Below are 23826 nucleotides of genomic sequence, written 5' to 3'. Positions count from 1 at the left end.
GGTGGCTGTCAGTGGGAGAGGTTCGGGTGGGTGGCGCCGTGCATCATGCCGGCGCGTGCGCGGGGGCCGCAGAGGAATGCACCAGCGCATGGGCTAGCGCATGGGCGTGGATCTTGAGCCTTTCCACGGCGGACACATAGAACCAGGTGCCCTGCGTGAGGGGGCCGATGGCGAAGAGGCCGGGCTCGCCCTCGACGCGGAACGAGTCCTGGTGCACCTGGATGCCGCCCCCCGGGTGCTGGAGCAGCATGCCCTTGTCGATGAGGCGCGAGACCAGGGGGTCCTCGATGCGGCCGATGTTGCCGGAGACGCCGGTGGCGTCGATCGCGTAGTCCACGGGCAGGCTGCCCGAGGCCAGCTGGGCCGCGAAGCCCGCACCGCTGCGGCCGATGGAGCGGTAGCCCCCGTGGATGGCGAGGCTGCCCTCGTCCAGCATGCGGCGTATCTTGAGCGCGTTGTCCAGCGGCATGGGATGCCGGTAGCTCATCCAGAGGCCCTTGTACTTGCGATGGAAGAGGCGTTGCTGCGGCCCGTCCATGTGCTGCCAGTAGGCATCGACGAAGTGCTTGGTGCCGTCCAGGAAGAGCTGCCAGGGCCGGGGCCGGGCGGCCGCGGCGATTTCCAGGTCCAGCCGCTGGCGGGGATCGCGGATCGTGAAGAAGCCGGGGTACTCCGCCTCGAACGCCCGCGACGTGGTGAAGGCCCGGAAGAAGCCGCGCACGCCGGCGCGCGGCTCCAGCGGGATCTCCGTGCGGAAGTCGCCCGTGGCGGGCACCACGCCGCGCACCAGGGGCAGGCGTCCCGAGTGCGAGAGCATGTGGATGCGGCGCACGCCCATCTCCCGCAGCTGCAGCGCCATGTCGATGGCCGTCAGCTTGCTGCCGAGGATGCCCACCGAGGCCTCGGCCGGGATGGTCTGCGCGATGGCGCGCAGGGCGTGGTAGGGATTGGCGAAATACCGCTCGTGCGCGCCGAACGGAGAGACCTTGCGCAGGTGGCCGATGGCCAGCACCACGCGGTCGAAGTGCAGGGCGTCCCCCGGCGGCGCGGCGATGGCGTAGCCGCGGGCGGTTCTGCCGATGTCCGCGACCGGGTGGGCCACGCGCCGCACGGCGACCCCGGCGTCCTCCAGGTCGCGCACCGCGTTGGCCAGCGCGGTGCGCAGGTACTGGCCGAACATGCGCCGGGGCACGTAGCCGCCGCCATGCCCCTGGCTGGCGAGCCAGTCCAGGAAGTCGTCCGGCGGCTCGCCGATCCCCAGCGTGGACGCGGTCATGTTGAGGATGAATGCGTCGGACGTGGACTCGGCGTCGTAGGGCAGGCCCGGCCCGAAGTCTCCCGAGGCGTCGAAGATCGTGACGGCCGAGACCAGCCCTTTCTGCGCCGCGGGCACCAGGTTGCGGCACACCAGGGTGCCGCTGCAGCCCGCGCCGATGATGGCGATGCGCGTCATGCCTGCTGCTCCTCGGCCACCGGCGCCTGCGTGGAGGCCAGCCGCCGCAGCGTGAAGTCGAAGCGCGGCGCGCCGGACATCGAGTGCAGTTGCCCCAGCAGCACCGCGACGGCCTCGGGGGCGCCCTCCAGGTAGCGGCGGATGGAATGCCCGTCGTGCTGGCGCACGGGGTCCTCCCGCAGGAAGACGCCGGTGCGCCGCAGCACGGTCTTGCCGGCCGCGCCCCGGATGAGCTTCCATTCGGTGGCGTCGTAGCGGTGGTTCTCGTCGCTGGCGGCCCGGGCCTGCCGGCGCCGGTGCGCGTCGTGGATCAGGTAGTCGGGCGTGGTCGTGCCCGCCATGCTGCGGATGTCGTTGTAGGCCGTGACGTCCACGGTCGGGGTGCCGGAGACGTCGGGGTGGATGTCGGCGGCCGAGGCGAACGACACCACGACGTTGCGGTTGAACAGCTCGGTCTGCTCCAGGTGCGAGTAGCCCAGCAGCTCCAGGTCCTGGCGCATGGCGTTGTCCATCTGCTGCATGGTCGCGATGCCGGAGCTGTGCGCCAGGAAGCGCAGCGGCGGGAGGTCCTCGATGGCGCGGAAGTCGATCCGCCGGGCGGGGCTGCGGTCCTCGTAGAGCGGCACGCCGGCCTCGCGCGCCACGGTGCCGCCGGGCGTGCGCAGCAGCCGCTCCGGCTGCTCCACCAGCTGGGGCAGCAGGATGGCCTCGTAGAGCAGCCGCGACGAATGCCCCACGATGCTGGCGTGCCGCTCTGTGCCCAGCAGGAAGCGGTTGTTCAGCATGCTGGCCTCGATCAGCGGGGCGCCGTTCTCGTCCCGCCCCGAATGCACGAAGCCCACGAGCCGCAGCGAGGGCGCATGGCGGGGCAGCAGGCGCTGCAGGTGCGAGAGGAAGGTCGCGCCCAGCCCCCGGGAGAGCTTGATGCCTTCCGCATAGTGCGTGGTGGGGGTGCTGGGCAGGACGATCCAGTGGCTCTGCCGGAGGTGCCGCCGCAGCTCCTGCGGCGCGAGGGTGTCCGCCGCGCCGTCGCCCGTGCCGACCTGGAAGGCCAGGAGGCCGGCGGACTTGGGTTCAGCCTGGCTGGCCGCGCGCAGGCGCCGGTATTCCTCCTCGACGGCCTTGAAGAGCGTGGCGAGGAAGGCGTTGTACCCGGGGCGCAGCCGCAGCCCGAGGTTCTGCACGTCCCGCCGGTCCGGGCTGAAGCCGCAAGAGAGCGACACCAGGTATTCGAGGAACCGCAGGTCCGCGCTCTTCCTCTGGTGCGGCAGCGTGAGGAAGCCCTGGGGACCGATGTCGCAGGCCCGGGCCAGGTCCTGGAGCGCGTTCTCGTAGAACGATGCGTCCTGCCCGGCCTCCTGGAGCAGTTCCCAGGCGTAGTTGAGCGACTGGATCTCGTAGAGATTGCGGAACGCGCCCGCGCCCTCGGCGGGGTAGCGGTCGCGCTCCTCGACGAAGTAGCGCACGTACAGGCCGGCCTGCCGGACCAGGTCGCGCACCGCGCGCGCGGCGTTGCCGGTGTCGCCCCGGGCCTGCCGCGCCAACCGCTCCCGGAGCCATTGCTCGCGGCGCTCGAAGGCTGGGCGCAGCGGACGCAGGGCCCCCGCCAGCGTGGCCATGGCATGGCCGGGCGCGAGGTCGCCGGTGAAGGCGAGGTGCGCGGTGGCGTCCATCGCCGCGAGGAAGAGCGATTCCGTGGCGGCGGGCATGCGCAGCACGCGGCGGGTGTCCTCCGCGGAGAGCACGTGGCAGCCGAGCGCCTCCAGTTCCTCGCGAATCTGGCGCACCTGCTCGGCGGTGCGGCCCTTGCGGATGCCCCCGGGCACGGTGCGGTCGAACACCGTGAGCCCGTCCTCCAGCCCCACGCGCACGCCGTCGAGCCGCAGCCGCACGGCCACGCGGGCCAGTAGTTGCTGCATGGGCCCGGGCATCAGCGTGGAGACCTTGGCGCCGGGCAGGTGCCGGCGGATCTCTTCCACGATGGGGGCCAGTGCCGCCACGGTCATGTCGAGGGCCCGATCGATGTCGGCGGGCTCCCCGGCCTGCAGCAGCGAGAAGATTTCCTGGCGCTGCGCGGCGGGGATGAGGGAGTCGTCCTCCAGCGTGTCGCCGGCGCGGCGGTGCTGGTCCACGCCCGCCACCAGCATCAGCAGGCACGGCGTGCCGGCCTCGGCCAGCCGCGCCTTGAAGGGGCCCAGCGTCTCCCGCAGGATCGTGCGGTTGAAGACCTCGACCTCGGGGCGCACGGCGTGCGTGCGCCCATGGGCGAGCTGCTGTTCGAGGAATGCCGGGGTGTTCCGGTATCCGCCGCCGGCCTGGAATAGCACCTCGCCGGGGCTCAGGGAAGACATGTCGGGGGCCATCCCGTCGGGCCCGTAGGCCTTCAGGTGCTCCCGCCGGATGGCGCTTTCGGAATCGCCACCGCCGCGCACGCTGGTGGAGAGGTTGAGGAGGGCCAGGGGCGCCTCGGCCCGCAGGCGCGGCACGATGCCGTCGTAGTCCGCCGGCACGATCCGGTTGGCCTGCGAGCCCAGCGCCACCGGCAGGGGCGACCAGGGCAGGTTCCAGGCGCATTCGTCCGCGCGCTCGCGGGTGTGCAGGTGAAGGATGGCCGCCCCCTCGCGGGCCGCCGCCACGCTTTCCTCCACGATGGCCTCGGGGGTGATCGGAAGCCAGGGGGAGGCCCCCTTGCTCGACAGCGCGTAGCCGGGGCCTGCCAGGCGCCAGCCCGCGGCGATCAGGCCGTCCACGGCTCCCGGGGCGCCCAGCCGCAGCAGGTCCACGAGCCGGGGCGGGATGCAGGACTCCACGAACCCGGCATGCTTCCAGGCCAGGCCGCCGGCGCCGTCGCCCACCCAGCCCTGGCTCGTCAGGTGCAGCACCAGTTCGCTGGCGATTTTCTTGCGGGGAATCCTGCGGAACCATTCGGCGTCCAGCCGGCGAATGGCGGGATTATCGGGTGCCTGGTATTGGAGAATGCCGGATTTCTCCAGCAGGCCGGTTTCCTGAAGCAGGTCGCTGATTTGAGCGACCGTGGGGGCGATATTCCGGATGAATTCGGAGTCGGCCGCGATCCGGGTGGATTCGCTGGCAACGAGGCCGCCTTTTTCCACGGTTTCCCAGCCCTTGTCGTTCTCCAGGGCCGCCTGGAGATAGGGGATTTCCTGCACGAGGGCCGCGGGGAAATACTTGGGGCCCTGGGGGTCGATGTTGCGGGGAACCGCGCCCACGGGCGCCGCGGTAATGAATATGTCCTGCATTCCCTTGTCTCCTTTGATTATTCGGTGCCCCATTATTGAAGGGGGAATAGGGATTTCAGGGGCGCAGGAGGGGGAATGCCCGCGCAGGCAGGCTTATGTCTGATATAAATTTTATTTTTATAAGATATTCGTTGTTGTTTATGAAACTTCCGCATGTTATCGAAATCATGCGCCGTGGCCGGTGCGGATGGGCGGTGTAGGGCAGGGCGCGCCAGCGGGCATGGCGGTCCGGGCGGAGGTGCCTCCGAGGCGCAATGGAGACGGGAAGGGGTGGCCGGCTTCGGCCGTGCCGGGCCGTCGCGGCGCCATGCCGGCGTGGCAGGGCTGCGGGGCGGTATCCGTGAGAACGTGTCCAAAGTCTTCTAAGACCGGCTAACACGACTTGTCAAAAACATTGCCAAGAGCAGGTAGGCTTGGCGGTTGATGTCCTGACGCCCTGTTAGCAAAGAGCTGTGGAAACAGCTGCAGCCCCTGATTCCCGCCTTCACGCCCTCAACCAGGGGCGGCCCACGCTGCCTCAAGGTGAGCGATGAAGCGGCCCTCAACGGCATCCTGTTCGTGCTGCACACAGGCCTCCCCTGGGAAGACCTTCCTCAATCATTGGGATGGGGCAGCGGCATGACTTGCTGGCGACGGCTGAGGGATTGGAATGCCGCAGGCGTGTGGGACAAGCTGCATCAGGCCATGCCACGACCAGATTGATTGGAGCCGAGCCAGCATCGATGGCTCATCGGTGCTAAGCCCCCGGGGGGCCAGGAAACAGGCCCCAACCCTACGGACCGGGGCAAGCTCGGAAGCAAACGGCACATCGTCGTAGACGCGCGGGGCATCCCGTTGGTGGTGCTGGTCAGTGGTGCGAACCGACACGACTCCATCATGTTCGAGAAGTGCATCGATGCACTTCCGGCAGTCAAGGGACTACGCGGCAGGCCACGCCGTTGGCCATCGAAACTGCATGCGGACAAGGGCTGCGACTATGCGAGATGCAGGGCACACCTGCGCAGTCACGGCATCAAAAGCAGGATTGCCAGGCGAGGCATCGAGAACAGCAAACGGCTGGGAAAGCATCGCTGGGTGGTGGAGAGGACCCATGCGCGGTTTGCCGGATTCGGCAAGCGGCGCATTCGCTTTGAACGCAGGCTGGACATTCACAGGGCACTGCTCACGCTGGCCGCGGCAATCATCTGTCCGCGCTTCGTCGAATGGTCGTGTTAGCCGGTCTTAGTCCATTGGCCGAATGCGGATATCGCATGTGCAGGCGGTGTGGCGTCCCAACTCAGGCAGGAGAGGAAGTCGCTTTGAGGACGTCAGTGAAGATGCTGTCTAGCGTTTTAAATGCTTGCGGACTGTAGTCCTGGTAATAGCCTGCCGTGACCACTACAACCAATCCCATCTCACGGACGATCCGTATGTTCTGGCCGCCTCGCCCCTGAGCTGCAACCCAGCTCACATCCTTGCGGTTGTGGCGGGCGTGGCCGGTCCACCACAGGTAACCGTAATCTTCACCATCCGTCCCCTTGATCAGAGTAGAGGTGGATGTTTCGATCCAGGCCTTGGACACAATTTGGCGATCATTCCAGCGGCCTCCGTCGAGAACGAGCTGCCCGATTCGAGCCATGTCGCGCGGGCGTAGGTGCAGCCCACCACCAGCGTCGGTGTCGCGGCCGATCCGGTCCCACTGCTCGCCTGATATTCCGAGCGGCTTGAAGAGATGCGCACGCGCGAATTCGTCGAGCGGCTGCCCGGTCGTCTTACGCACGATCGCAGAGATGAGCGCCAGCGCACCGGTGTTGTAGAAGAATTGCTCCCCGGGCGGAGCGACCACTGGGCGAGTGAGCACATAGCGGCAGGCGTCGCCCGACGTATACATCCGCACCTCGTCGTTTGCCGAGTTATTCCCCGGCATGGCCTCGACCCATTGCAAACCCAAGGTCATGCCCAGCGCGTGGCGCAAGAGGAGACGATCCCTCTCGGGTGTGCGGATATCCGCTAGCTCGGGGAAAAAACTGAGGATTGGCTCGTCAAGGCTGCGTATCAAACCTTGGTCAATCGCGATTCCAACGACCAGCGATGAAACGCTCTTGGACACCGATTTCAGCGAGTGAAGTTCATGGGCATCGAAAGTAACGTCCTCGACGCGAGTGCCAAGAAAGCTGACCGGAACCTCGTCCTTGCCTGTGAAGTAGCGCTCGAACACCAGATTTCCTTGGCGAACGACGAGGATCGAATGGATGTTGGCTCCCGATGTGGCGAGCCGATCCGCCATGGTGCGCAAGGCTTCGCGATCAACAAGTTTGTCGTCATCGGCCGTGGTGACAGCCCAACTCTCGGTGCGCTTCCGTGGCGCCGCGCAACCAGATACAGACACGGCGAGGCCCGTGAGTGAGCCAAGGGCCGTGCCGCTAAAAAGCGAGGTGAACTCACGACGTCTCAAAATCATTCCCCGGTAGATGGAATCCATCATTGGCCCTGAAAAGATTGTAATCAGTGGTCGTTGAAATCCGTTTTCAAATTTCATTTGAGGTCGTGTTGGCTGTTCTTGGAACGTGTTCAAAGTCTTGCCCGATGGATGTGAGAAGCCCGCTGGGTGAGAAAAGAGCACCTCAGCGATATCAAGCGCGAGCAGTTCGAAGTGATCCGGCCAATGCTGGAGAGTGTGCGCGCAGAAAGACGGCCCCGCGCAAGGTGGAGCTGTACGAGGTGTTCTGCGCCGTGCTGTACCTGCTGCGCATGGGCTGCCAGTGGCGCGCACTGCCCAGCGATTTCCCCAAATGGCGCACCGTGCACTCGTACTTTGCGATCTGGAGCGAGCCACGCGAGGGAGGCAGCCTGCTGGAGCAGTCCTTAAAAAAATCAGGTTGGCGCGGCCCGCGAGAAACTGGGGCGCAACGCCTGCAGCGCGTTCTGGATCATCGGCGCGCAGAGCGTGAGGAACACGGACACAGCGGCCCTGAAGGGTTATGACGCGGGCAAGAAGGTATCGGGCATCAAGCGCCACATTGCGGTAGACACCCAGGGGCTGCCGCACGCAGTAGCGGTGACCACGGCCGAAGTGACGGACCGCAAGGGCGCCCTGCAGGCGCTGCAGCGCTGCAAGTCCTACTTGGCGTTCTTGGCTCTCCTGCTCAGGAGACTTTGAACACGTTCTGAGGCGCGGGGTGGTTCACTGCACCTCGGCACGGTGCCGGGCCGCCCCCGGCGCCGTGGGGCGCGTCAGGCCAGCAGGGCCTGCGCGAATTCGCGCGCGTCGAAGGTTTCGAGGTCTTCCAGCTTTTCGCCCACGCCGATGAAGTACACCGGCACGGGCCGCTCCTGCGCGATGGCGGCCAGCACGCCGCCCTTGGCGGTGCCGTCGAGCTTGGTCACGATCAGGCCCGTGAGCTGCAGCGCGTCGTCGAAAGCGCGCACCTGGGCCAGCGCGTTCTGGCCCGTGTTGCCGTCGATCACCAGCAGCACCTCGTGCGGCGCCGTGCCGTCGGCTTTGGTGATCACGCGCTTGATCTTCTGCAGCTCCTGCATCAGGTGCAGCTGCGTGGGCAGGCGGCCAGCCGTGTCCACCAGCACCACGTCCTTGCCGCGCGCCTTGCCGGCGCTGACGGCATCGAAGCTCACGGCGGCAGGGTCGCCCCCTTCCTGGCTCACGATCTCCACCGTGTTGCGGTCGGCCCAGACGCCGAGCTGCTCGCGCGCGGCGGCGCGGAAGGTGTCGGCGGCGGCCAGCAGCACGGCGGCGCCCTCGCTCGCGAGGTGCTTGGTGAGCTTGCCGATGGAGGTGGTCTTGCCCGCGCCGTTGACGCCGGCCACCATGATCACGGTGGGCGTGTGGCGCCCGATTTCCAGGGGCTTCTCCAGCGGCCGCAGCAGGTCGGCCAGCGCATCGGCGAGCAGGGCCTTCACGGCGGCCGGTTCGGTGGCCTTGGCCTCCTTCACGCGGCGCCTGAGGTCGTTCAGGAGGTGCTCGGTGGCCTTCACACCCGTGTCGGCCATGAGCAGGGCTTCTTCGAGCTCGTCATAGAGCGCGTCGCTGATCTGGGTGCCGGTGAAGACGGTGGCGATGCTGGTGCCGGTCTTGCGCAGCCCGTTCTTGAGCCGGTCCAGCCAGCCTTTGCGCTCAGGCGCGGCGGCGGGGTCGGGGGCCGGCTCGGGCGCGGGCACGGCCGGTGGCAGGGGCGGCGGCGCGGCGGCCACGGCGGGTGCCGGCACCGGGGCGGGGGCCACGGCAGGCGTCGGCGTGGGCGCTGGCGCTGGCGCCGGGGTAGGGGCCACCGGCGCCGGGGGCGCGGGCAGGGGAGGCGGCACAGGCACCTGCGCGGGCGCGGGCGTGCTCACCGGGGGCGGCACTGGTATCGGCACCGGCACCGGCGTGGCGGCTTCGGGCGCTGGCGGCGTGGCAGGCACGGGCGCCGCCGTGGGCGCAGCGGCCGGCGGCGGTGCCTTGGCGAACGGATTGCGCAGCCATCCGAAGCTGCCCGAGGGCGCCGGCGCATCGCCGGCCACGGGGGCCGCCAGAGGGTCCGGTGCCGCAGGAGTCGGCCCCGGGGCCCCGGGGTCCGCGGGCGCGGGAGAAGGAGGGGGCGCGGCGGTGGCTTCGGCGGGCGGCGTGGAGGCGGGCTTTTTCTTGAAAAAACTGAACATCGGCGGGTTCTTAGAATCGCAGCCATTCTATGAAACGCGCACTCACCCTCCTGGCCTTGCTGGCCTGCGCGCACGCCGGGGCGCAATCCCCCGCTGCCGCGACGCCTCCCGCCCCCCCGTCCGCGCAGGCCGCCCAGGCCGTGCAGCCACCCGGCGTGCGCGAATACACGCTGCGCAACGGCATGCGGCTCTTCGTGCAGCCCGACCGGCGCGCGCCCACGGCCGTGCACATGGTCTGGGTGCGCGTGGGCTCCATGGACGAGGTGGACGGCACCACCGGCGTGGCCCACGCGCTGGAGCACATGATGTTCAAGGGCACGAAGACCGTGCCGCCCGGGCAGTTCTCGCGCCGCGTGGCCGCGCTGGGCGGCCAGGAGAACGCCTTCACCAACCGCGACTACACGGGCTACTACCAGCAGATCCCCGCCAGCCGCCTCGCGGAGGTGATGCGCCTGGAGTCCGACCGCTTCGCGAACAACCACTGGCCGGACGTGGAGTTCAAGAAGGAAATCGAGGTCATCAAGGAAGAGCGCCGCATGCGCACCGACGACCAGCCGCGCGCCGCGCTGATGGAGCAGCTCAACGCGGCCGCGTTCACCGCCTCGCCCTACCGCCGCCCGGTGGTGGGCTGGATGAGCGACCTCGACTCCATGACCCCCGCCGACGTGCGCGCCTTCCACCGCCAGTGGTACGTGCCCGCGAATGCCGCCATCGTGGTGGCGGGCGACGTGGACCCCGAGGCCGTGCGCGCGCTGGCCGAGAAGACCTATGGCCGCATTCCCAAGGGCGCCGTGCCCGAGCGCAAGCCGCGCACCGAGCCCGCGCAGCGCGGCCTGCGCCGCATCGACTTCAAGGCGCCGGCCGAGCAGGCCTTCGTGGCGCTGGCCTTCCGCGTGCCGGGCGTCGGGCGGCTGGAGAACCTCACCGACGCCGACCGGGATGCGCTGGCGCTCATGGTGCTCTCGGGCGTGCTGAGCGGCTACGACGGCGCCCGCCTGGAGCGCGCCCTGAGCCAGGGCGCGGACCGCGTGGCCGACGGCGCGGACAGCAGCGCCTCGGTGATCGGCCGGGGCCCGAGCCTGTTCCTGCTCACCGGCATTCCGGCGAACGGCAAGACCGTGCCGCAGGTCGAGGCGGCGCTGCGCGCCGAGGTGGCCCGCGTGGCTCGCGAGGGCGTGGGCGATGCCGAACTCGCGCGCGTGAAGACGCAGTGGGCGGCCTCCACCATCTACGCGCGCGATTCGCTGCAATCGCAGGCCAGCGACCTGGGCAGCAACTGGGTGCAGGGCCTGCCGCCCGATGCCGATGCGCGCCTGCTCGCGCTGCTGCGCGGCGTGACGCCAGCGCAGGTGCAGTCCGTGGCCGCCCGCTATTTCGGCGACGACCAGCTCACCGTGGCCACGCTGGTGCCCCAGCCCGTGGCCCCTGGCACCCGCCGCCCGGCCGCGCCCGCCAGCGCGGACGGCCGCCTGCATTGATGCGCTCCGGCGCCCCGGAAAAGATCCCAACATGATGTCGATTGCTATCAAGAAAATAGCTACCCGTGCCGCATTCGTGCTGACGGGGAGCTTGCTGGCGGCCCATTCCGCCTGGGCGCTGCTGCCCATCCAGCACTGGACCGAGCCCAGCGGCGCGCGCGTCTGGCTCGTCGAGAGCCCGGGCATCCCGATGGTGGACGTGCAGGTCGATTTCGATGCCGGCACGCGGCGCGACCCCGCGCCGCAGGCGGGCCTGGCGGGCGCGGTGGCGGCCATGGCCTCCAAGGGCGTGCGCGCCGCGGGCGCCGAGCCCGCGATGGACGAGAACGCCCTGGGCGAGGCCTGGGCGGACCTGGGCGCGAGCCTGGGGGCCTCGGCCGAGCGCGACGGCTTCAGCCTCTCGCTGCGCTCGCTCACCGAGCCGGATCTGCTGGACCGCGCCGCCCGCCTGGCCGCGCGGCAGATCGCCGAGCCGGCCTTCCCGCAGGACGTGTGGCAGCGCGAGCGCGCGCGCTGGAGCTCGGCGCTGAAAGAGGCCGAGACCCGCCCCGGCACCATCGCCGGCAAGGCCTTCGCCCAGGCCGTCTATGGCACGCACCCCTACGGGCAGCGCGCTACGCCGGAGACCCTGGCGCGCATCGAGGTGGCCGACCTGCAGGCCTTCCAGGCGCGCTACCTGCAGGCCTGCCGCGCCCGCGTGAGCATCGTGGGCGCCGTCAGCCGCGCGCAGGCGCAGGGCCTGGTGCAGACGCTGCTCTCGCGCCTGCCCGTGGCCGATGCCGCCGGCTGCGCGCCGCTGCCCGCCGTGGCGCCGGTGCAGCCGCTCGCCCGGGCGGTGGAGGAAAAGATCCCCTTCGCCTCGGCCCAGGCGCACGTGCTCATCGGCCAGCCGAGCTTTCCCCGCAAGGACCCGGATTTCCTCGCGCTGCTCGTGGGCAACCACATCCTGGGCGGCGGCGGATTCACCTCGCGGCTGACCGAGGAGGTGCGCGAGAAGCGCGGCCTGAGCTACAGCGTCTACAGCCAGTTCTCGCCGGGGCTGGACGCCGGGCCGTTCGTGGTCGGCCTGCAGACCCGGCCCGACCAGGCGGAGCAGGCCGTGCAGGTGTCGCGCGAGGTGCTCGCGCGCTTCGTGGCCGAGGGCCCCACCGAGGCCGAGTTGCGCGCGGCCAAGGACAACCTGATCGGCGGCTTCGCGCTGCGCATCGACAGCAACCGCAAGCTGCTGGGCAATGTGATCAACATCGCCTGGAACGACCTGCCGCTGGACTACCTGGAGCACTGGACCGACCGCGTGCAGGCCCTCACGGCGGCGGACATCCGTGCGGCCATGGCGCGCAAGCTGCAGCCCGAACGCATGGTGACCGTGGTGGTCGGCGGGAGCGCGCCATGAGCCCGGCCGCCCGCAAGCCCAAGCCGGCCGCGCCCGCCGCCGCGCGCCCCGCCGCCCACGCGGGCGGCGGCGAGGTCCGCATCATCGGCGGGCTCTGGAAACGCACCCGCCTGCCCGTGCCGCAGCGCCCGGGGCTGCGGCCCACGCCGGACCGCGTGCGCGAGACGCTCTTCAACTGGCTCGGGCAAGACCTCACGGGCTGGCGCTGCATCGACGCCTTCGCGGGCACCGGCGCGCTGGGCCTGGAGGCCGCGTCGCGCGGCGCGGCCGAGGTGCTGCTGGTGGAGGGCGACGCGGCCCTGGTGGCGCAGCTCCAGCGCTCGTGCGAGAAGCTCGGCGCCACGGCCGTGCGCGTGCAGCGCGGCGACGGCGTGGCCGCGCTGCGCCAGCGCGCGGCGGGCTCCGCGCACCTCGTGCTGCTCGACCCGCCCTTCGACGGCGGCCTGTTCGAGCCCGCCCTCGCCGCCACCGCGCCGGCCCTGGCGCACGACGGCTTCGCCTACCTCGAAGCGCCGCAGGCCTGGGACGATGCCGCGCTTGCCCCCTTCGGCCTTGCCGTGCACCGGCACCTGCGCGCCGGCGCCGTGCATGCCCATCTGCTGCGCAAGGTCTAGATTGCTATCTAATCAATAGCAAACTATCCAATCAACGCGGCGACATGGAGGCCCGCGGGCTCCGAATCGACTGGGCGGAGGCCGCGCGACGCCCCGGGCGGGGCCCGCTGCAATAATCCGCTGGGGAGCCACCGGAGCCCCCGCCGCGCAACCCGCCCCCGCACAGGAGACCCGTCCGCCATGTCCCAGAATGTCCTCGCCATCTATCCCGGCACTTTCGATCCGATCACGCTGGGCCACGAGGACGTGGTGCGCCGCGCCACGCAGCTGTTCGAGCGCGTGATCGTGGCCGTCGCGGCGGGGCACCACAAGAAGACGCTGTTCAGCCTGGAGGAGCGCATCGAGATGGTCCGCGAGACGGTGCGCCCCTTCCCGCAGGTGCAGGTGGAGAGCTTCTCGGGCCTGCTGCGCGATTTCGTGATCGCGCGCGGCGGCAAGGCCATGGTGCGCGGCCTGCGTGCGGTGACCGACTTCGACTACGAGTTCCAGCTCGCCGGCATGAACCGCAGCCTCATGCCCGAGGTCGAGACCGTCTTTCTCACGCCCAGCGACAAGTTCCAGTTCATCAGCAGCACCTTCGTGCGCGAGATCGCCGTGCTGGGCGGCGAGGTGGACAAGTTCGTGTCCGCCGGCGTGTGCGAGCGGCTCGTGGCGAAGGTGCGCGGCCTGGCGCCGGCCGCCTAGGGGCGCCCCGGGCCGGTGGACGGCCTCTGTGCGGCCCTGGGATGCTTTTCAGGCATCTTTGGGTCTCCATGTCGCCGTGTTTGCTTGAAAGATTGCTATTGATTGAATAGCAATCCGGGCCATGCCTGCAGTGGCGAGGGAGGTCGGGGCCGCACCCGGTTCGCGTCTCAGGCGGCGTGTACCAGCTCGTGCACGAAGCGCAGCTTGGCCAGCGCCCCGCCGGAGAGCGCGAAGGGGTAGGCGTCCTGCTGCCCCAGGCTGCGGTTGAGGCTGTTGAGCAGCAGGGTGAGCGGCACCCACTCCTGCACCATCGCGTCGAAGCCGGGGCGGGGCCGGGCGAAGGGGTTGCTGACCCGGTAGCCCGTGCGGGCGTCCCCGTGGGGAATCTCCAGCCCCGTGTGGTAGCTGGAGGCCGTCTCCAGCAGGTCCACCATGTGCAGATAGTGGGCCCAGGTCTCGGCCCAGTCCTCCCAGGGGTGGGCGGTGGCGTAGGCGCTCACGTGGTGCTCGCGCCAGGTGCCCAGGTGCGGGCTGCTCGCGTAGTAGGCCTGCAGGGCGGCGGCATAGTCCCGGCGCTCGTCGCCGAACACCGCGCGGAAGGTTTCCAGGTGGCCCGTGTCCCGCAGCAGGTGGTCCCAGTAGAAGTGGCCCGACTCGTGCCGCAGGTGGCCCAGCAGGGTGCGGTACGGCTCGTGCAGGGCCAGGCGCCGCCGCGCGCGCTCGTCGTCGTCGGCCTCGGCCACGTTCAGGGTGATGGTGCCGCCCGCGTGGCCCGTCATCACCGGCTGGCCGGGCTGGTCGGCCAGGAACTCGAACACCGGGCTCGCGCCGTCCGGCGCGGGCTGCAGCCCCAGGCGCGCGAGCGTGTAGTAGAGCTGCCGCTTGGCGTGCTCGATCTGCTTCCAGCGCCGCAGGTTCGCGGGCTCGGACAAATCGGGCAGGATGCGCGTCTGCCGGCAGGAGCGGCACAGCCGCTGCGGATCGTCCGCCGCCACCGCGAAGTTGCAGGCGCCATGGGCCGCACGGTTGTGGCACAGGCGGTAGAGCGGCGGCGCGCTGCCCGACTGCCGGGAGGGAACGCGCTGCCACAGGTCGCCGTCGGCGTGCAGCCCCGGCACGGCGGGCACCAGCGCCGCCATGGTGAGCTGGTCCGGCAGGAAGGCGAGCTTGGCGCCGCAGTGGAGGCACTGCACGCTGTCGAAGAAAACGAGATGACCGCACTGGTCGCAATTGAAAACCTGCATGGCGGCGAGCTTATTCCCTTCGGCACGGCCTCACGCAGAAAGTCTCTCCGCGCAGGCCGCCGCGCAACGGCCCTCGGCAAAAAAAAACAGGCCCCGGAAGGAGCCTGTCTCGCGGGGGAGGCGGGGGTGGCCCGCGCCACCACCGCCCCGGCCGAAGCGGTACGGATCAGGGCCGCACGACGATGCTGTTGCGCACCTCGCGCACGTGCTTGGTGTTGCGCGCGATGTATTCGGCGCGGTCCTTTTCGGTCTGCGACTTGGCGAAGCCCGAGAGTTGCACCGTGCCATTGAGCGTCTCGACGCTGATCGACGTGGCGGACACGCTCTTGTCTTCGGCCATCTTGGCCTTGACGGCCGTGGTGATGCCGGCGTCATCCACATACGAGCCCACGGTCTGCTGGTCTCGCGCCACCGAGCATCCGGTGGTGACGATGGTGGCGCCAGCGAGGGCTGCGAAGGCGAGGGCACGAGCGTATTTCATGGTTATTTCCTTGGTTTGGTTGAGAGAGAACACGGGTGCTGGGGACATCCTTCAGCCCTCCGGCCTGTTGCACCCTCCGCGGCCGGCGGACTGTTACCAGGGCTGGCTGCGTGCGTTCAGCGGTGCAGCCAGTCCTTGAGTTCGTCGGCATGCTCTTCCTCGTCGGCGAGGATGCCTTCGAGCATCCTGCGCGTCGTGGGGTCCTTGTCGCCGATCAGCGTGATCATCTGGCGATAGGCTTCCACCGCGATGCGCTCGGCCACGAGGTTGGCGCGCACCATGGCGGTGAGGTCGGAGGATTCGTCGTAGTCGGCATGGCTGCGATCCTCCAGCGTGCGGGGGCTGAAATCCGGCTCACCGCCCAGCTGCACGATGCGCTGGGCGATCAGGTCCGCATGCGCCGCCTCCTCGTTGGCGTGCACCAGGAACTCCGCCGCGATCGCGGGGGATTCCAGACCGTCCGCCGTGAAGTAGTGGCGCTTGTAGCGCAGCACGCACACCAGCTCGGTGGCCAGCGCATCGTTGAGCAGCTTCACGATCGCGTCGCGGTGCGGGCCGTAGGCGGGGGTCACGGCCCCTTCGTCGAGATCCTGCGTTGCCGCATACCGCAGCGCGTTCTCGTCCAGGCTGAACGTTTCGTTCGCATTGGCCGGAGCCAGGGAGATCGGGGTGGTCATGGGGCGCCAGTAGAAAGGGTTTCGTGGGATGTCGGCGGTGGGCCGGGCGCGGCGCGATCGTCCGGGGAAGGTCGTCGCGCGCTGCGCCGTGGTCAGTATTCGCTGCGGCGCGGGCGGCGGGCCAGCATGCACAGGGTGGCTACGAAGGCGCCCGCGGCGGCGGCCATCAGCAGCGACTTGCCCGGCTGCTCGGAGACGTACCGGGCGGTGGCGTCGGCCGCGTGGTTGAACTGGCGGCGGGCGCGTTCGCTCGTGTCCGCGCAGTACGAGATGCTCCGCGATGCGAGGTCCTGGGCGCGGGCCGCGAGGTCGTCGATCAGCGGGTCCACGTCGCCGTGCAGTTCACGCACCTTGCGCTCGGCCTTGTCCAGCGTGTTGTTGGCGGCCCGGCGCGTGGACTGGATCGAGTCCTGCGCGGTGTCGCGCATGTCATCGGCCAGCCCGTGGGCGGTATCGGCGGCTTTCTTGGCGAGGTTCTGAGGGTCCATGGTCTGTATTCCTTTGGGGTTCAGGTGGGAGTGCGGGGGCGGTGGCGGTCAGCCGCGCTTGAGCAGGCTCACCACGAAAGTGACGACGGCCATGATCACGAACACGAAGAACAGGATCTTGGCGATGCCCACGGCGCCCGCTGCGATGCCCCCGAAACCGAAGAGCGCGGCGATCAGAGCGATCACCAGAAAAACCACTGCGTAGTGCAACATATCGTTCTCCTCTTGGACCGGCGAGCCGGTGGGTTGGTCGATGGCGCTTTCGCATCGGCGCCTGAGTCCACTGTAGGTTTGGCCGCATCCACGAACTGCCGGTGCCCGGCGCGCGGCGCTGTAGGACGCAGCCGACCGACGCCGCGTGCCGGAGGGCGGGGATGGAGAGGGGTGGTGCGTGGCTCGCGCGGGCGCGCCGCGAAGGCCGATGGGCGGGCACCGCCTGCGCCTGCCTGCCTGCCTTGGGCTGTCGGTTGTCAGGCTACCGTGGCGCCTTGGCCCGGGTGCGTCAGGACAGCACGGGCAGGATCGCCGAGACGAGCGTGCCCTCGCCGGCCTCGGAGGTCACGGTGAGGCGGCCGCCCGCCGCCTCCACGCGGTGGCGCATGCCCATCAGGCCGTGGGCCGAGGTGTGCACCTTGCTGGTGTCGAAGCCGGCGCCGTTGTCGCGGATCTGCACCGCGACGTGGGTGGGGTAGTTGTGCACCGCCACCAGCACCTTGCTCGCGTTGGCGTACTTGCCGATGTTGGTGAGCGACTCCTGCACCATCCGGTAGACGGTGAGCTGCACGGACTCCGGCAGCTCCACGGGTTCGAGGTTGAGGTCCACCTCGACGTTGCCGCGCTGCGCGAACTCTCGCGCGAGGATCTCCAGCGAGGCCGTGAGCCCGAGGTTGAAGAGCGAGGACGGGCGCAGGTCTTCGATGATGCGGCGCTTGAGGGCGATGCCGCTGTTGAGCGTCTCGGTGAGGTGCTTGAGCCGCTCCGCGATCTCGGGCGCCTGCGCGTCCACCTTCGACTTGAGCCGCGCCACGTCCAGCTTGGCGGCCGTGAGCAGGGCGCCGAGTTCGTCGTGCAGCTCGCGGGCCAGGTGCCCGCGCTCGTCCTCGCGCACCTGCTGCAGGTGGTTGGCCAGCTCGGTCAGCGAGGCCGTGCGCTCGCGCACCAGCGTCTCCAGCCGGTCGCGCTCGCGCTCCAGGGATTCCTGCTCGCGCTGGTTCGCCGTCTGCAATGCGCTGGCCTGGCGCAGGTACATGTAGAACGCCAGCAGGCCGATCACCACCACCGTGGCGATGCCGATGCGTGAGAGCGTGAGGGAGTGCAGGATCTCCTGCGTATTGCGGCTCGACTGGTCGGCGCTGCGCTGGATGAGCCGGGCCGCCAGGGTGCGGATGGCATCCATGTTCTCCTTGCCGACATCGGTGGAGAGCACGAACTTCCAGGCATCGTCGTTGTTCTGCCGGCGCAGCCGCAGGCTGAGGTCCAACTCCGACATCTTGCGCGAGATCTGGCGGGAGAGCTGGGTGAAGTCTTCCTGGTCCTCCGGAGAGGCGGCGAAGATGCCGCGCAATTCCTCGAGATTGGCATCGATGGTGGAGGCGGCCTTCTGGTAGGGCTGCAGATAGCGCTCGTCGCCGGTGAGCAGGTAGCCGCGCAGCCCCGTTTCCGCGTCGAGCATGTTCTGCATCATGCGGTTGAGCGCCGCGCGCGTGACGTAGGTGTGCGAGAGCGCGTGCACGGCTTCGTTGGAGCGTGCATAGCCGGCTTCGTTGATGCCAACCAGCGCAGAGGCCGCCAGCAGTGCCAGGGGCAGACTGACGGCCATCTTGCGAAAATTGGACCAGCGCATATATATCGATCTCCGAGGACGAGCGGGTGAATTCTGGATAATGTCACCGGCCTGCGGCAACTGCGGCGGGCGCGCTCCCGCAATGGTGGACTGACCACCGGAACAACGATGGGCAGCCCCGCTGCCTCTTGAAAGAACACTCAATGATCAAGATCGGCATTGTGGATGACCATGCGATCGTCCGCTCGGGATTGCGGCAATTTTTGTCAGAACATGTAGACCTGCGCGTCGAGGGCGAGGCGTCCAACGGGCGCGAAGCCATCGACCTCGTGCGCACCCACGAGATCGACGTGCTGCTCATGGACCTGTCCATGCCCGGGCAGAGCGGCCTCGATGCCCTGGCCATGCTGCGTGCGAAGGCGCCCGACATGGGCATCCTCATCCTGAGCGGCTACCCCGAGGAGCACTACGCCATCAACCTCATCCGGCAGGGCGCGAGCGGCTACCTCAACAAGGAATGCGATCCCAAGGAAATCGTGGAGGCCATCCGCACGATCTCGCTGGGCCGCCGCTACCTCACGCCGGCCGTGGCCGACCTGCTGGCCCAGCAGCTCAATCGCAAGGACGACGCGCCGCCGCACGAGCAGCTCTCCGAGCGGGAGTTCCAGGTGTTCCTGAAGCTCGCCAAGGGCGAGACCGCCGGCGACATCGCCAAGTCCCTCTCGCTCAGCGTGAAGACCGTGAGCACCTACCGCACGCGGCTCATGGAGAAGATGGCGCTCTCCTCCAACAGCGACCTCACGTACTACGCGCTGAAGAACAAGCTGATCGACTGATCCATCGGCCCCGGCGTGCGTGCTGCCCGCGCCGGGCAGGCGCCGTACTGGTGATGCGCACAAAACAAGAGGCCCGGGAGCATGTGCATCCCGGGCCTCTTGTTTTGTGGCCTGCGGTGGCTCAGGCGTTGCTGGCCGATTGCCGCAGCGCGCCGTGCTCCACGCAATATTCCACGAGCGCGTCGATCTCGTTGGACTTGTCGAACACGGCATCGACGCCCAGTTGCGCGCACCGCATGCGCACATCGGGTGTCGCATAGTTGCTGAGCACGACCATCTTCTGCTGTGCCGCGCGATTGCGGCATGCTGCCAGCACGCCCAGGCCGCTGCCCTGGCGCAGGAAGAGGTCCACGATGGCCAGATCCCACTGGTCCGGATGGCTGGCGAGCCATTCCTTGCCGTCGTCTTCCGTTTCGGCGACGCCCACAGCCTCCACTTCCGCCAGCTCCTCCAGTGTGCCGATCAAGTTCTCCCGGATCGTGGCGTTGTCTTCAACGATATAGGTGCGCAGTTTCACTGTGAAGTCCAGGCCGGATCAGGGCTTGGTTGTGGGAATGATCACGGCCTCACTGTATCGGGACCGTGGCGGGATTCTGCCAGCAGCGGGGTGTTATCCCGGTAGGATTTTTCCTACCGTGTCGTCTCTGCGTGCATGCCGCACACGGGGCATGAAGGATCCCGGTGTGCGCGCATGCCGGTCCACTCCATGGAAAGTCCATCGAGCATGAGCAGGCGGCCCGCCAGCGACGTGCCGATGCCGGCCAGGAGCTTGATGGCTTCGGCGGCCTGCATGGCGCCGATGATGCCCACCATGGGGGCGAAGACGCCCATGGCCGAGCACTGGATTTCCTCGAATGCGGCATCCGGCGGAAAGAAGCACGCATAGCAGGGCGCCTCCGGCACGCGGGGGTCCACCACGGTGATCTGGCCATCGAAGCGGATGGCGGCGCCGGCGACCAGGGGTACGCCGTGGCGCACGCAGGCGGCATTCACCGCATGCCGGGTGGCATAGTTGTCGCTGCAGTCCAGCACCACGCTCGCCTGGGGCACGTGCCGGTCGAGCCATGCGGCGTCGGCGCGCTCCTGGAGCGCATCCACGTGCACGCCGGGGTTCAGCGCCCGGGTGGCCTGCGCCGCCGAGGCCACCTTGGGCTGACCGATGCGCTCCGTGGCATGGGCGATCTGGCGCTGCAGATTGGTGAGGTCCACGGTGTCCGCGTCCACGAGCGTCAGATGGCCCACGCCCGCCGAGGCCAGGAACAGGGCCGCGGGGCCGCCCAGGCCGCCAGCCCCGATGACGATGGCGCGGGCGGCCAGCAGGCGCTCCTGCCCCTCGATGCCGATCTCATCGAGCAGGATGTGGCGGGAGTAGCGCAGGAGCTGGTCGTCGGTCATGGGGAGGGCGGGGCGGGCGCGGCGTGGGAGGGGGCTGGGCCATGGAAAAGGGCCCCGTGCTCCCTCGCCGCACGGGGTTGCCGCCCCCGGGGAGGCGCTTTTTTCATCCTGGCGCGGCCCGGCAATGAAAAAAGCCGGGCCCCTTGGTGGAAGCCCGGCCCGTGCGCGGGGGAGCGAAGGGTGTGCCGCGGATCAGTTGTCTTTTTTCTCTTCCTTGCGCTCGGTCTGCGTCTTGCTGGCCACCACGGTCAGTCCCTTGAGTTGGTTGAGGGCCTGGCCCAGCTGGAAGTCCTTGTCGGAGCCGAACTCGGGCATCTTGCGTTCCGAGCCCGGTTTCTTGGCTTCCTCTTCGAGGCGCTTGCGGGCTTCCTCGCGGGCTTTCTCGCGGGCCTCGTCCTTCTTCTCCTCGCCCTGGCCGCTGGTCAGGTGCTTCTCGAGATCCGCCTCGCGCATGCGCAGGGCGGCGTAGAGATCACCTTCGGGGCTCTCGTCCACCATGACGTCGGGCACGATGCCCTTGGCCTGGATCGACTTGCCGCTGGGCGTGTAGTAGCGCGCGGTGGTGAGCTTGATGCCGGTGTCGGGGCCGAGCGGGCGCACGGTCTGCACCGAGCCCTTGCCGAAGGTCTGGCTGCCCATGATCGTGGCGCGCTTGTGGTCCTGCAGCGCGCCGGCGACGATCTCGCTGGCGGATGCGGAGCCTTCGTTCACCAGCACCACCAGTGGCACGGTCTTGAGTGCCGCGGGCAGGCGCTTGAGCGGATCGCCGCTGCCACGGCGCTGGTAGTCTTGGGGCGAGGCCTTATAGATCGCCTTGCTCTCCGCGAGCTGGCCGTTGGTGGACACGACGGTCACGTTCTCGGGAAGGAAGGCGGCGGAGACGGCCACGGCCGCGTCGAGCAGGCCGCCCGGGTCGTTGCGCAGGTCCAGCACGAGGCCCTTGAGGTTGGGGTCCTGCCGATAGACCTCCTCGATCTTGCGCACGAAATCGTCCACCGTGCGTTCCTGGAACTGCGAGAGGCGGACCCAGGCATAGCCGGGCTCGATCACCTTGCCCTTGACGGACTGGGTCTTGATCTCCTCGCGCGTGATCGTGACCGGGAAGGTGCGGCTCTCGTCCTTGCGGAAGATGGTCAGCGTGACCTGCGTGTCGGGCTCGCCGCGCATCTTCTTGACGGCCTCGTTGAGCGCCAGGCCCTTGACGGCCGTGTCGTCGATCTTGGTGATGAGGTCGTTGGTCTTGAGGCCCGCGCGGAAGGCCGGGGAACCCTCGATGGGCGAGACGACCTTGATCAGGCCGTCTTCCTGGGTGATCTCGATGCCCACGCCGACGAATCGGCCCGTGGTGCCTTCGCGGAATTCCTTGAAGGACTTCTTGTCGAAATACTGCGAATGGGGGTCCAGGCTCGCCACCATGCCGGAGATGGCGTCGGTGATGAGCTTCTTGTCGTCCACCGGCTCGACGTAGTCGGTCTTGACGAGGCCGAAGACGGCGGAGAGCTGCTGGATTTCCTCGAGGGGAAGCGGCGCCATGGCGCCGCGCGCGACGGTCTGCAGCGACACCGTGGTCAGTGCCCCGGCAACGACGCCGACCGACACCCATCCTGCGATTTTGAGTTTGTGGCCCATTCAAAACACCTTTGCCGGATCAAAGTCCAATATACACCCCTTGGAAAGCGGGGGGACGGCACAGTTCCATGTCGTCCCCGGCTTTAGCGGGACTTTTGCCGGTCTGTTCCGACTTTCCGCACCTGCGCGCGGACTGGTTGGGGATTTACGCCTTGCCTTGCGATGCCACGGCCGCCGCGGCCTTCGCGGCCGCCTCGGCGTCGCCCAGGTAGTAGTGGCGCAGCGGCTTCAGGTCGTCGTCCAGCTCGTACACGAGCGGAATGCCGTTGGGAATGTTCAGGCCGACGATGTCGGCATCGGAGATGCCGTCGAGGTACTTGATCAGGGCGCGGATGGAGTTGCCGTGCGCGGCGATGAGCACGCGCTTGCCCGAGCGGATGGCCGGCGCGATGCTCTCGTTCCAGTAGGGCAGCACGCGCGCGACGGTGTCCTGCAGGCATTCGGTGAGCGGGATCTGCTCGGGCGCGAGGCCGGCGTAGCGGATGTCGCCGCGCTCGCTGCGCGGGTCGGTGGCCTCCAGGGCCGGCGGCGGCGTGTCGTAGCTGCGGCGCCAGACCAGCACCTGCGCATCGCCGTATTGCTTGGCCATGTCGGCCTTGTTGAGCCCCTGCAGGGCGCCGTAGTGGCGCTCGTTGAGGCGCCAGCTGTGTTCCACCGGCAGCCAGGTGCGGTCCATCTCGTCGAGCGTGTGCCACAGGGTGCGGGTGGCGCGCTTGAGCACGCTGGTGTAGGCCAGGTCGAATTCATGGCCTTCGGCCTTGAGGAGCCGGCCCGCCGCCTTGGCCTGCTCGATGCCGGTCGGGGTCAGGTCCACGTCGGTCCAGCCGGTGAAGCGGTTTTCGAGGTTCCAGGTGGATTCGCCGTGGCGGATCAGGACGAGTTTGTGCATGGGTGCTGTCGATGCGTTCGGGATCAAAACGCCGCATTCTAAAATTGCGGGGTTTGCTTTCCCCAAGGACTCCCGTGAATTTCTTCATCGACAACTGGTATCTCGTCCTCATTGCACTGGTCTCGGGCACGATGCTGCTCCTGCCGGTCTTCCGGGAGGCCACCGGCGGCTCCCTGACCGCCGCGCGTGCCGTGCAGCTCATCAACCGCGAAAAGGCCGTGGTGGTCGATGTCTCGGAGCCGGACGAATTCGCCGCCGGCCACGTGGGCGGCGCCAAGAGCGTGCCGCTCGGCCAGTTCGAGGAGCGGCTGCCGCAGGTGGTCAAGAACAAGTCCGTGCCCCTGGTGCTCGTGTGCGCCAAGGGCGCGCGTGCGCAGCGCGCGGTGGCCATGGCCAAGAAGCTCGGCTACGAGAACGCCCAGGCGCTCGCGGGCGGGCTCAAGGCCTGGAAAGAGGCCAGCATGCCGGTTGAAAAGGCCTGACGCGGCACCACGTGCCATCCATCCCCTCCGTCGCCGCCCCAGGAAGACCCCTGCCATGCCATCCGTCACGATGTACACCACCGCCGTCTGCCCGTACTGCATCCGCGCCAAGCAGATCCTCAAAGCCAGGGGCGTGGAGCGGATCGAGGAGATCCGCGTCGACCTCGACCCGGATGCCCGCGCCCGCATGATGGAGATCACCGGCCGCCGCACGGTGCCGCAGATCTTCATCGGCGAGACGCACGTGGGCGGCCACGACGACCTCGTGGCGCTCGACGGCCGCGGCGGCCTCATGCCGCTGCTCGGCGCCTGAGAGCGTGTTTACGATCTCCCCCGACAATCCTGGGGTGAAAAGAAAGCCATACCCAAGCGACATCAGTAGAGAGAAGTTTGCCGAGATCGAGC

The 23826-nt window shown here is 68.7% G+C and carries 21 protein-coding genes and 2 pseudogenes; 9 read left to right on the top strand and 14 right to left on the bottom strand.

From position 1 onward, the window contains the following. Positions 1-43 precede the first annotated feature (43 nt). Positions 44-1453 carry an FAD/NAD(P)-binding protein gene (locus tag AX018_RS17480; protein ID WP_111879819.1) on the bottom strand — a complete coding sequence of 470 codons (1410 nt, stop codon included), beginning with the start codon at positions 1451-1453 and terminating at the stop codon, positions 44-46. Next, entirely contained in the window at positions 1450-4713 is a 3264-nt protein-coding gene (locus AX018_RS17475; RefSeq protein WP_111879816.1) for a beta-keto acid cleavage family enzyme, read from the bottom strand. The genes AX018_RS17480 and AX018_RS17475 overlap by 4 nt, the downstream gene beginning before the upstream one ends. A gap of 450 nt (positions 4714-5163) precedes the next feature. On the opposite strand from AX018_RS17475, the pseudogene AX018_RS17470 reads away from it, so the two are divergent. Then, positions 5164-5928, top strand: a pseudogene (locus tag AX018_RS17470) (IS5 family transposase). A gap of 61 nt (positions 5929-5989) precedes the next feature. Here the strand turns inward: AX018_RS17470 and AX018_RS17465 are convergent. Continuing rightward, a complete protein-coding gene (locus AX018_RS17465) occupies positions 5990-7174 on the bottom strand; it encodes a serine hydrolase domain-containing protein (RefSeq protein WP_245951643.1) in 1185 nt (394 codons plus the stop codon). Positions 7175-7300: 126 nt separating this feature from the next. Here AX018_RS17465 and AX018_RS17460 point away from each other — a divergent pair. After that, positions 7301-7840 (top strand): annotated as a pseudogene (locus AX018_RS17460) (IS5 family transposase); the annotation flags it as partial. Positions 7841-7926: 86 nt separating this feature from the next. Here AX018_RS17460 and ftsY read toward each other — a convergent pair. Continuing rightward, a complete protein-coding gene (gene ftsY / locus AX018_RS17455; protein WP_245951638.1) occupies positions 7927-9348 on the bottom strand; it encodes a signal recognition particle-docking protein FtsY in 1422 nt (473 codons plus the stop codon). Positions 9349-9377: 29 nt separating this feature from the next. On the opposite strand from ftsY, the gene AX018_RS17450 reads away from it, so the two are divergent. The 4 genes from AX018_RS17450 (at position 9378) to coaD (ending at position 13517) form a co-directional block, all read left to right on the top strand. Continuing rightward, the gene (locus AX018_RS17450) at positions 9378-10826 is read left to right on the top strand and encodes a M16 family metallopeptidase (protein WP_111879814.1); all 1449 of its coding nucleotides are present in this window, start codon (positions 9378-9380) and stop codon (positions 10824-10826) included. Between the two features lie 31 nt (positions 10827-10857). Further along, complete coding sequence (locus AX018_RS17445) at positions 10858-12219, top strand: M16 family metallopeptidase (RefSeq protein ID WP_211322467.1); 1362 nt, start codon at positions 10858-10860, stop codon at positions 12217-12219. Further along, the gene (rsmD, locus tag AX018_RS17440) at positions 12216-12833 is read left to right on the top strand and encodes a 16S rRNA (guanine(966)-N(2))-methyltransferase RsmD (RefSeq protein WP_111879811.1); all 618 of its coding nucleotides are present in this window, start codon (positions 12216-12218) and stop codon (positions 12831-12833) included. The genes AX018_RS17445 and rsmD overlap by 4 nt, the downstream gene beginning before the upstream one ends. A 180-nt stretch (positions 12834-13013) precedes the next feature. Continuing rightward, on the top strand, positions 13014-13517 hold the full coding sequence (coaD, locus tag AX018_RS17435) for a pantetheine-phosphate adenylyltransferase (RefSeq protein WP_111879808.1): 504 nt from the start codon (positions 13014-13016) through the stop codon (positions 13515-13517). A 167-nt stretch (positions 13518-13684) separates the two neighbouring features. Here the strand turns inward: coaD and AX018_RS17430 are convergent, their stop codons facing one another. From AX018_RS17430 to AX018_RS17405, 6 genes are all read right to left on the bottom strand, one after another. Then, positions 13685-14761, bottom strand: coding sequence for a zinc-binding metallopeptidase family protein (locus AX018_RS17430; RefSeq protein ID WP_111879806.1), 1077 nt, complete (start codon positions 14759-14761; stop codon positions 13685-13687). A 166-nt stretch (positions 14762-14927) separates the two neighbouring features. Beyond that, a complete protein-coding gene (locus AX018_RS17425; protein WP_111879804.1) occupies positions 14928-15242 on the bottom strand; it encodes a BON domain-containing protein in 315 nt (104 codons plus the stop codon). 116 nt (positions 15243-15358) lie between these two features. Next, a complete protein-coding gene (locus AX018_RS17420) occupies positions 15359-15919 on the bottom strand; it encodes a ferritin-like domain-containing protein (protein ID WP_111879801.1) in 561 nt (186 codons plus the stop codon). Between the two features lie 92 nt (positions 15920-16011). After that, positions 16012-16407, bottom strand: coding sequence for a hypothetical protein (locus tag AX018_RS17415; protein ID WP_111879798.1), 396 nt, complete (start codon positions 16405-16407; stop codon positions 16012-16014). A gap of 48 nt (positions 16408-16455) precedes the next feature. Continuing rightward, the gene (locus tag AX018_RS17410; RefSeq protein WP_111879796.1) at positions 16456-16620 is read right to left on the bottom strand and encodes a DUF1328 domain-containing protein; all 165 of its coding nucleotides are present in this window, start codon (positions 16618-16620) and stop codon (positions 16456-16458) included. Positions 16621-16909: 289 nt separating this feature from the next. Beyond that, the gene (locus tag AX018_RS17405) at positions 16910-18250 is read right to left on the bottom strand and encodes a sensor histidine kinase (RefSeq protein WP_111879793.1); all 1341 of its coding nucleotides are present in this window, start codon (positions 18248-18250) and stop codon (positions 16910-16912) included. A gap of 143 nt (positions 18251-18393) precedes the next feature. Between AX018_RS17405 and AX018_RS17400 the strand changes: the two genes are divergently transcribed. Then, complete coding sequence (locus tag AX018_RS17400; protein ID WP_111879790.1) at positions 18394-19026, top strand: response regulator; 633 nt, start codon at positions 18394-18396, stop codon at positions 19024-19026. Positions 19027-19147: 121 nt separating this feature from the next. On the opposite strand, the gene AX018_RS17395 is transcribed toward AX018_RS17400, so the two are convergent. From AX018_RS17395 to gpmA, 4 genes are all read right to left on the bottom strand, one after another. Further along, on the bottom strand, positions 19148-19543 hold the full coding sequence (locus AX018_RS17395) for a response regulator (protein ID WP_111879787.1): 396 nt from the start codon (positions 19541-19543) through the stop codon (positions 19148-19150). Between the two features lie 113 nt (positions 19544-19656). Then, positions 19657-20421, bottom strand: a complete 765-nt coding sequence (locus AX018_RS17390; protein WP_111879785.1) for a HesA/MoeB/ThiF family protein — start codon at positions 20419-20421, stop codon at positions 19657-19659. Positions 20422-20613: 192 nt separating this feature from the next. Beyond that, a complete protein-coding gene (locus tag AX018_RS17385; RefSeq protein ID WP_111879782.1) occupies positions 20614-22050 on the bottom strand; it encodes a S41 family peptidase in 1437 nt (478 codons plus the stop codon). Positions 22051-22195: 145 nt separating this feature from the next. After that, on the bottom strand, positions 22196-22939 hold the full coding sequence (gene gpmA / locus AX018_RS17380) for a 2,3-diphosphoglycerate-dependent phosphoglycerate mutase (protein ID WP_111879780.1): 744 nt from the start codon (positions 22937-22939) through the stop codon (positions 22196-22198). A 74-nt stretch (positions 22940-23013) separates the two neighbouring features. Between gpmA and AX018_RS17375 the strand changes: the two genes are divergently transcribed. Together AX018_RS17375 and grxC are read left to right on the top strand one after the other, a co-directional pair. Beyond that, positions 23014-23421 carry a rhodanese-like domain-containing protein gene (locus AX018_RS17375; protein WP_111879777.1) on the top strand — a complete coding sequence of 136 codons (408 nt, stop codon included), beginning with the start codon at positions 23014-23016 and terminating at the stop codon, positions 23419-23421. Positions 23422-23476: 55 nt separating this feature from the next. Next, positions 23477-23734, top strand: coding sequence for a glutaredoxin 3 (gene grxC, locus AX018_RS17370; RefSeq protein WP_111879774.1), 258 nt, complete (start codon positions 23477-23479; stop codon positions 23732-23734). Positions 23735-23826 lie beyond the last annotated feature (92 nt).

Source organism: Paracidovorax anthurii, assembly GCF_003269065.1.
Lineage (GTDB): Bacteria > Pseudomonadota > Gammaproteobacteria > Burkholderiales > Burkholderiaceae_C > Paracidovorax > Paracidovorax anthurii.
Note: the sequence above shows the minus strand (reverse complement) of the source record. Positions and strands in the feature narration are given on the sequence as shown.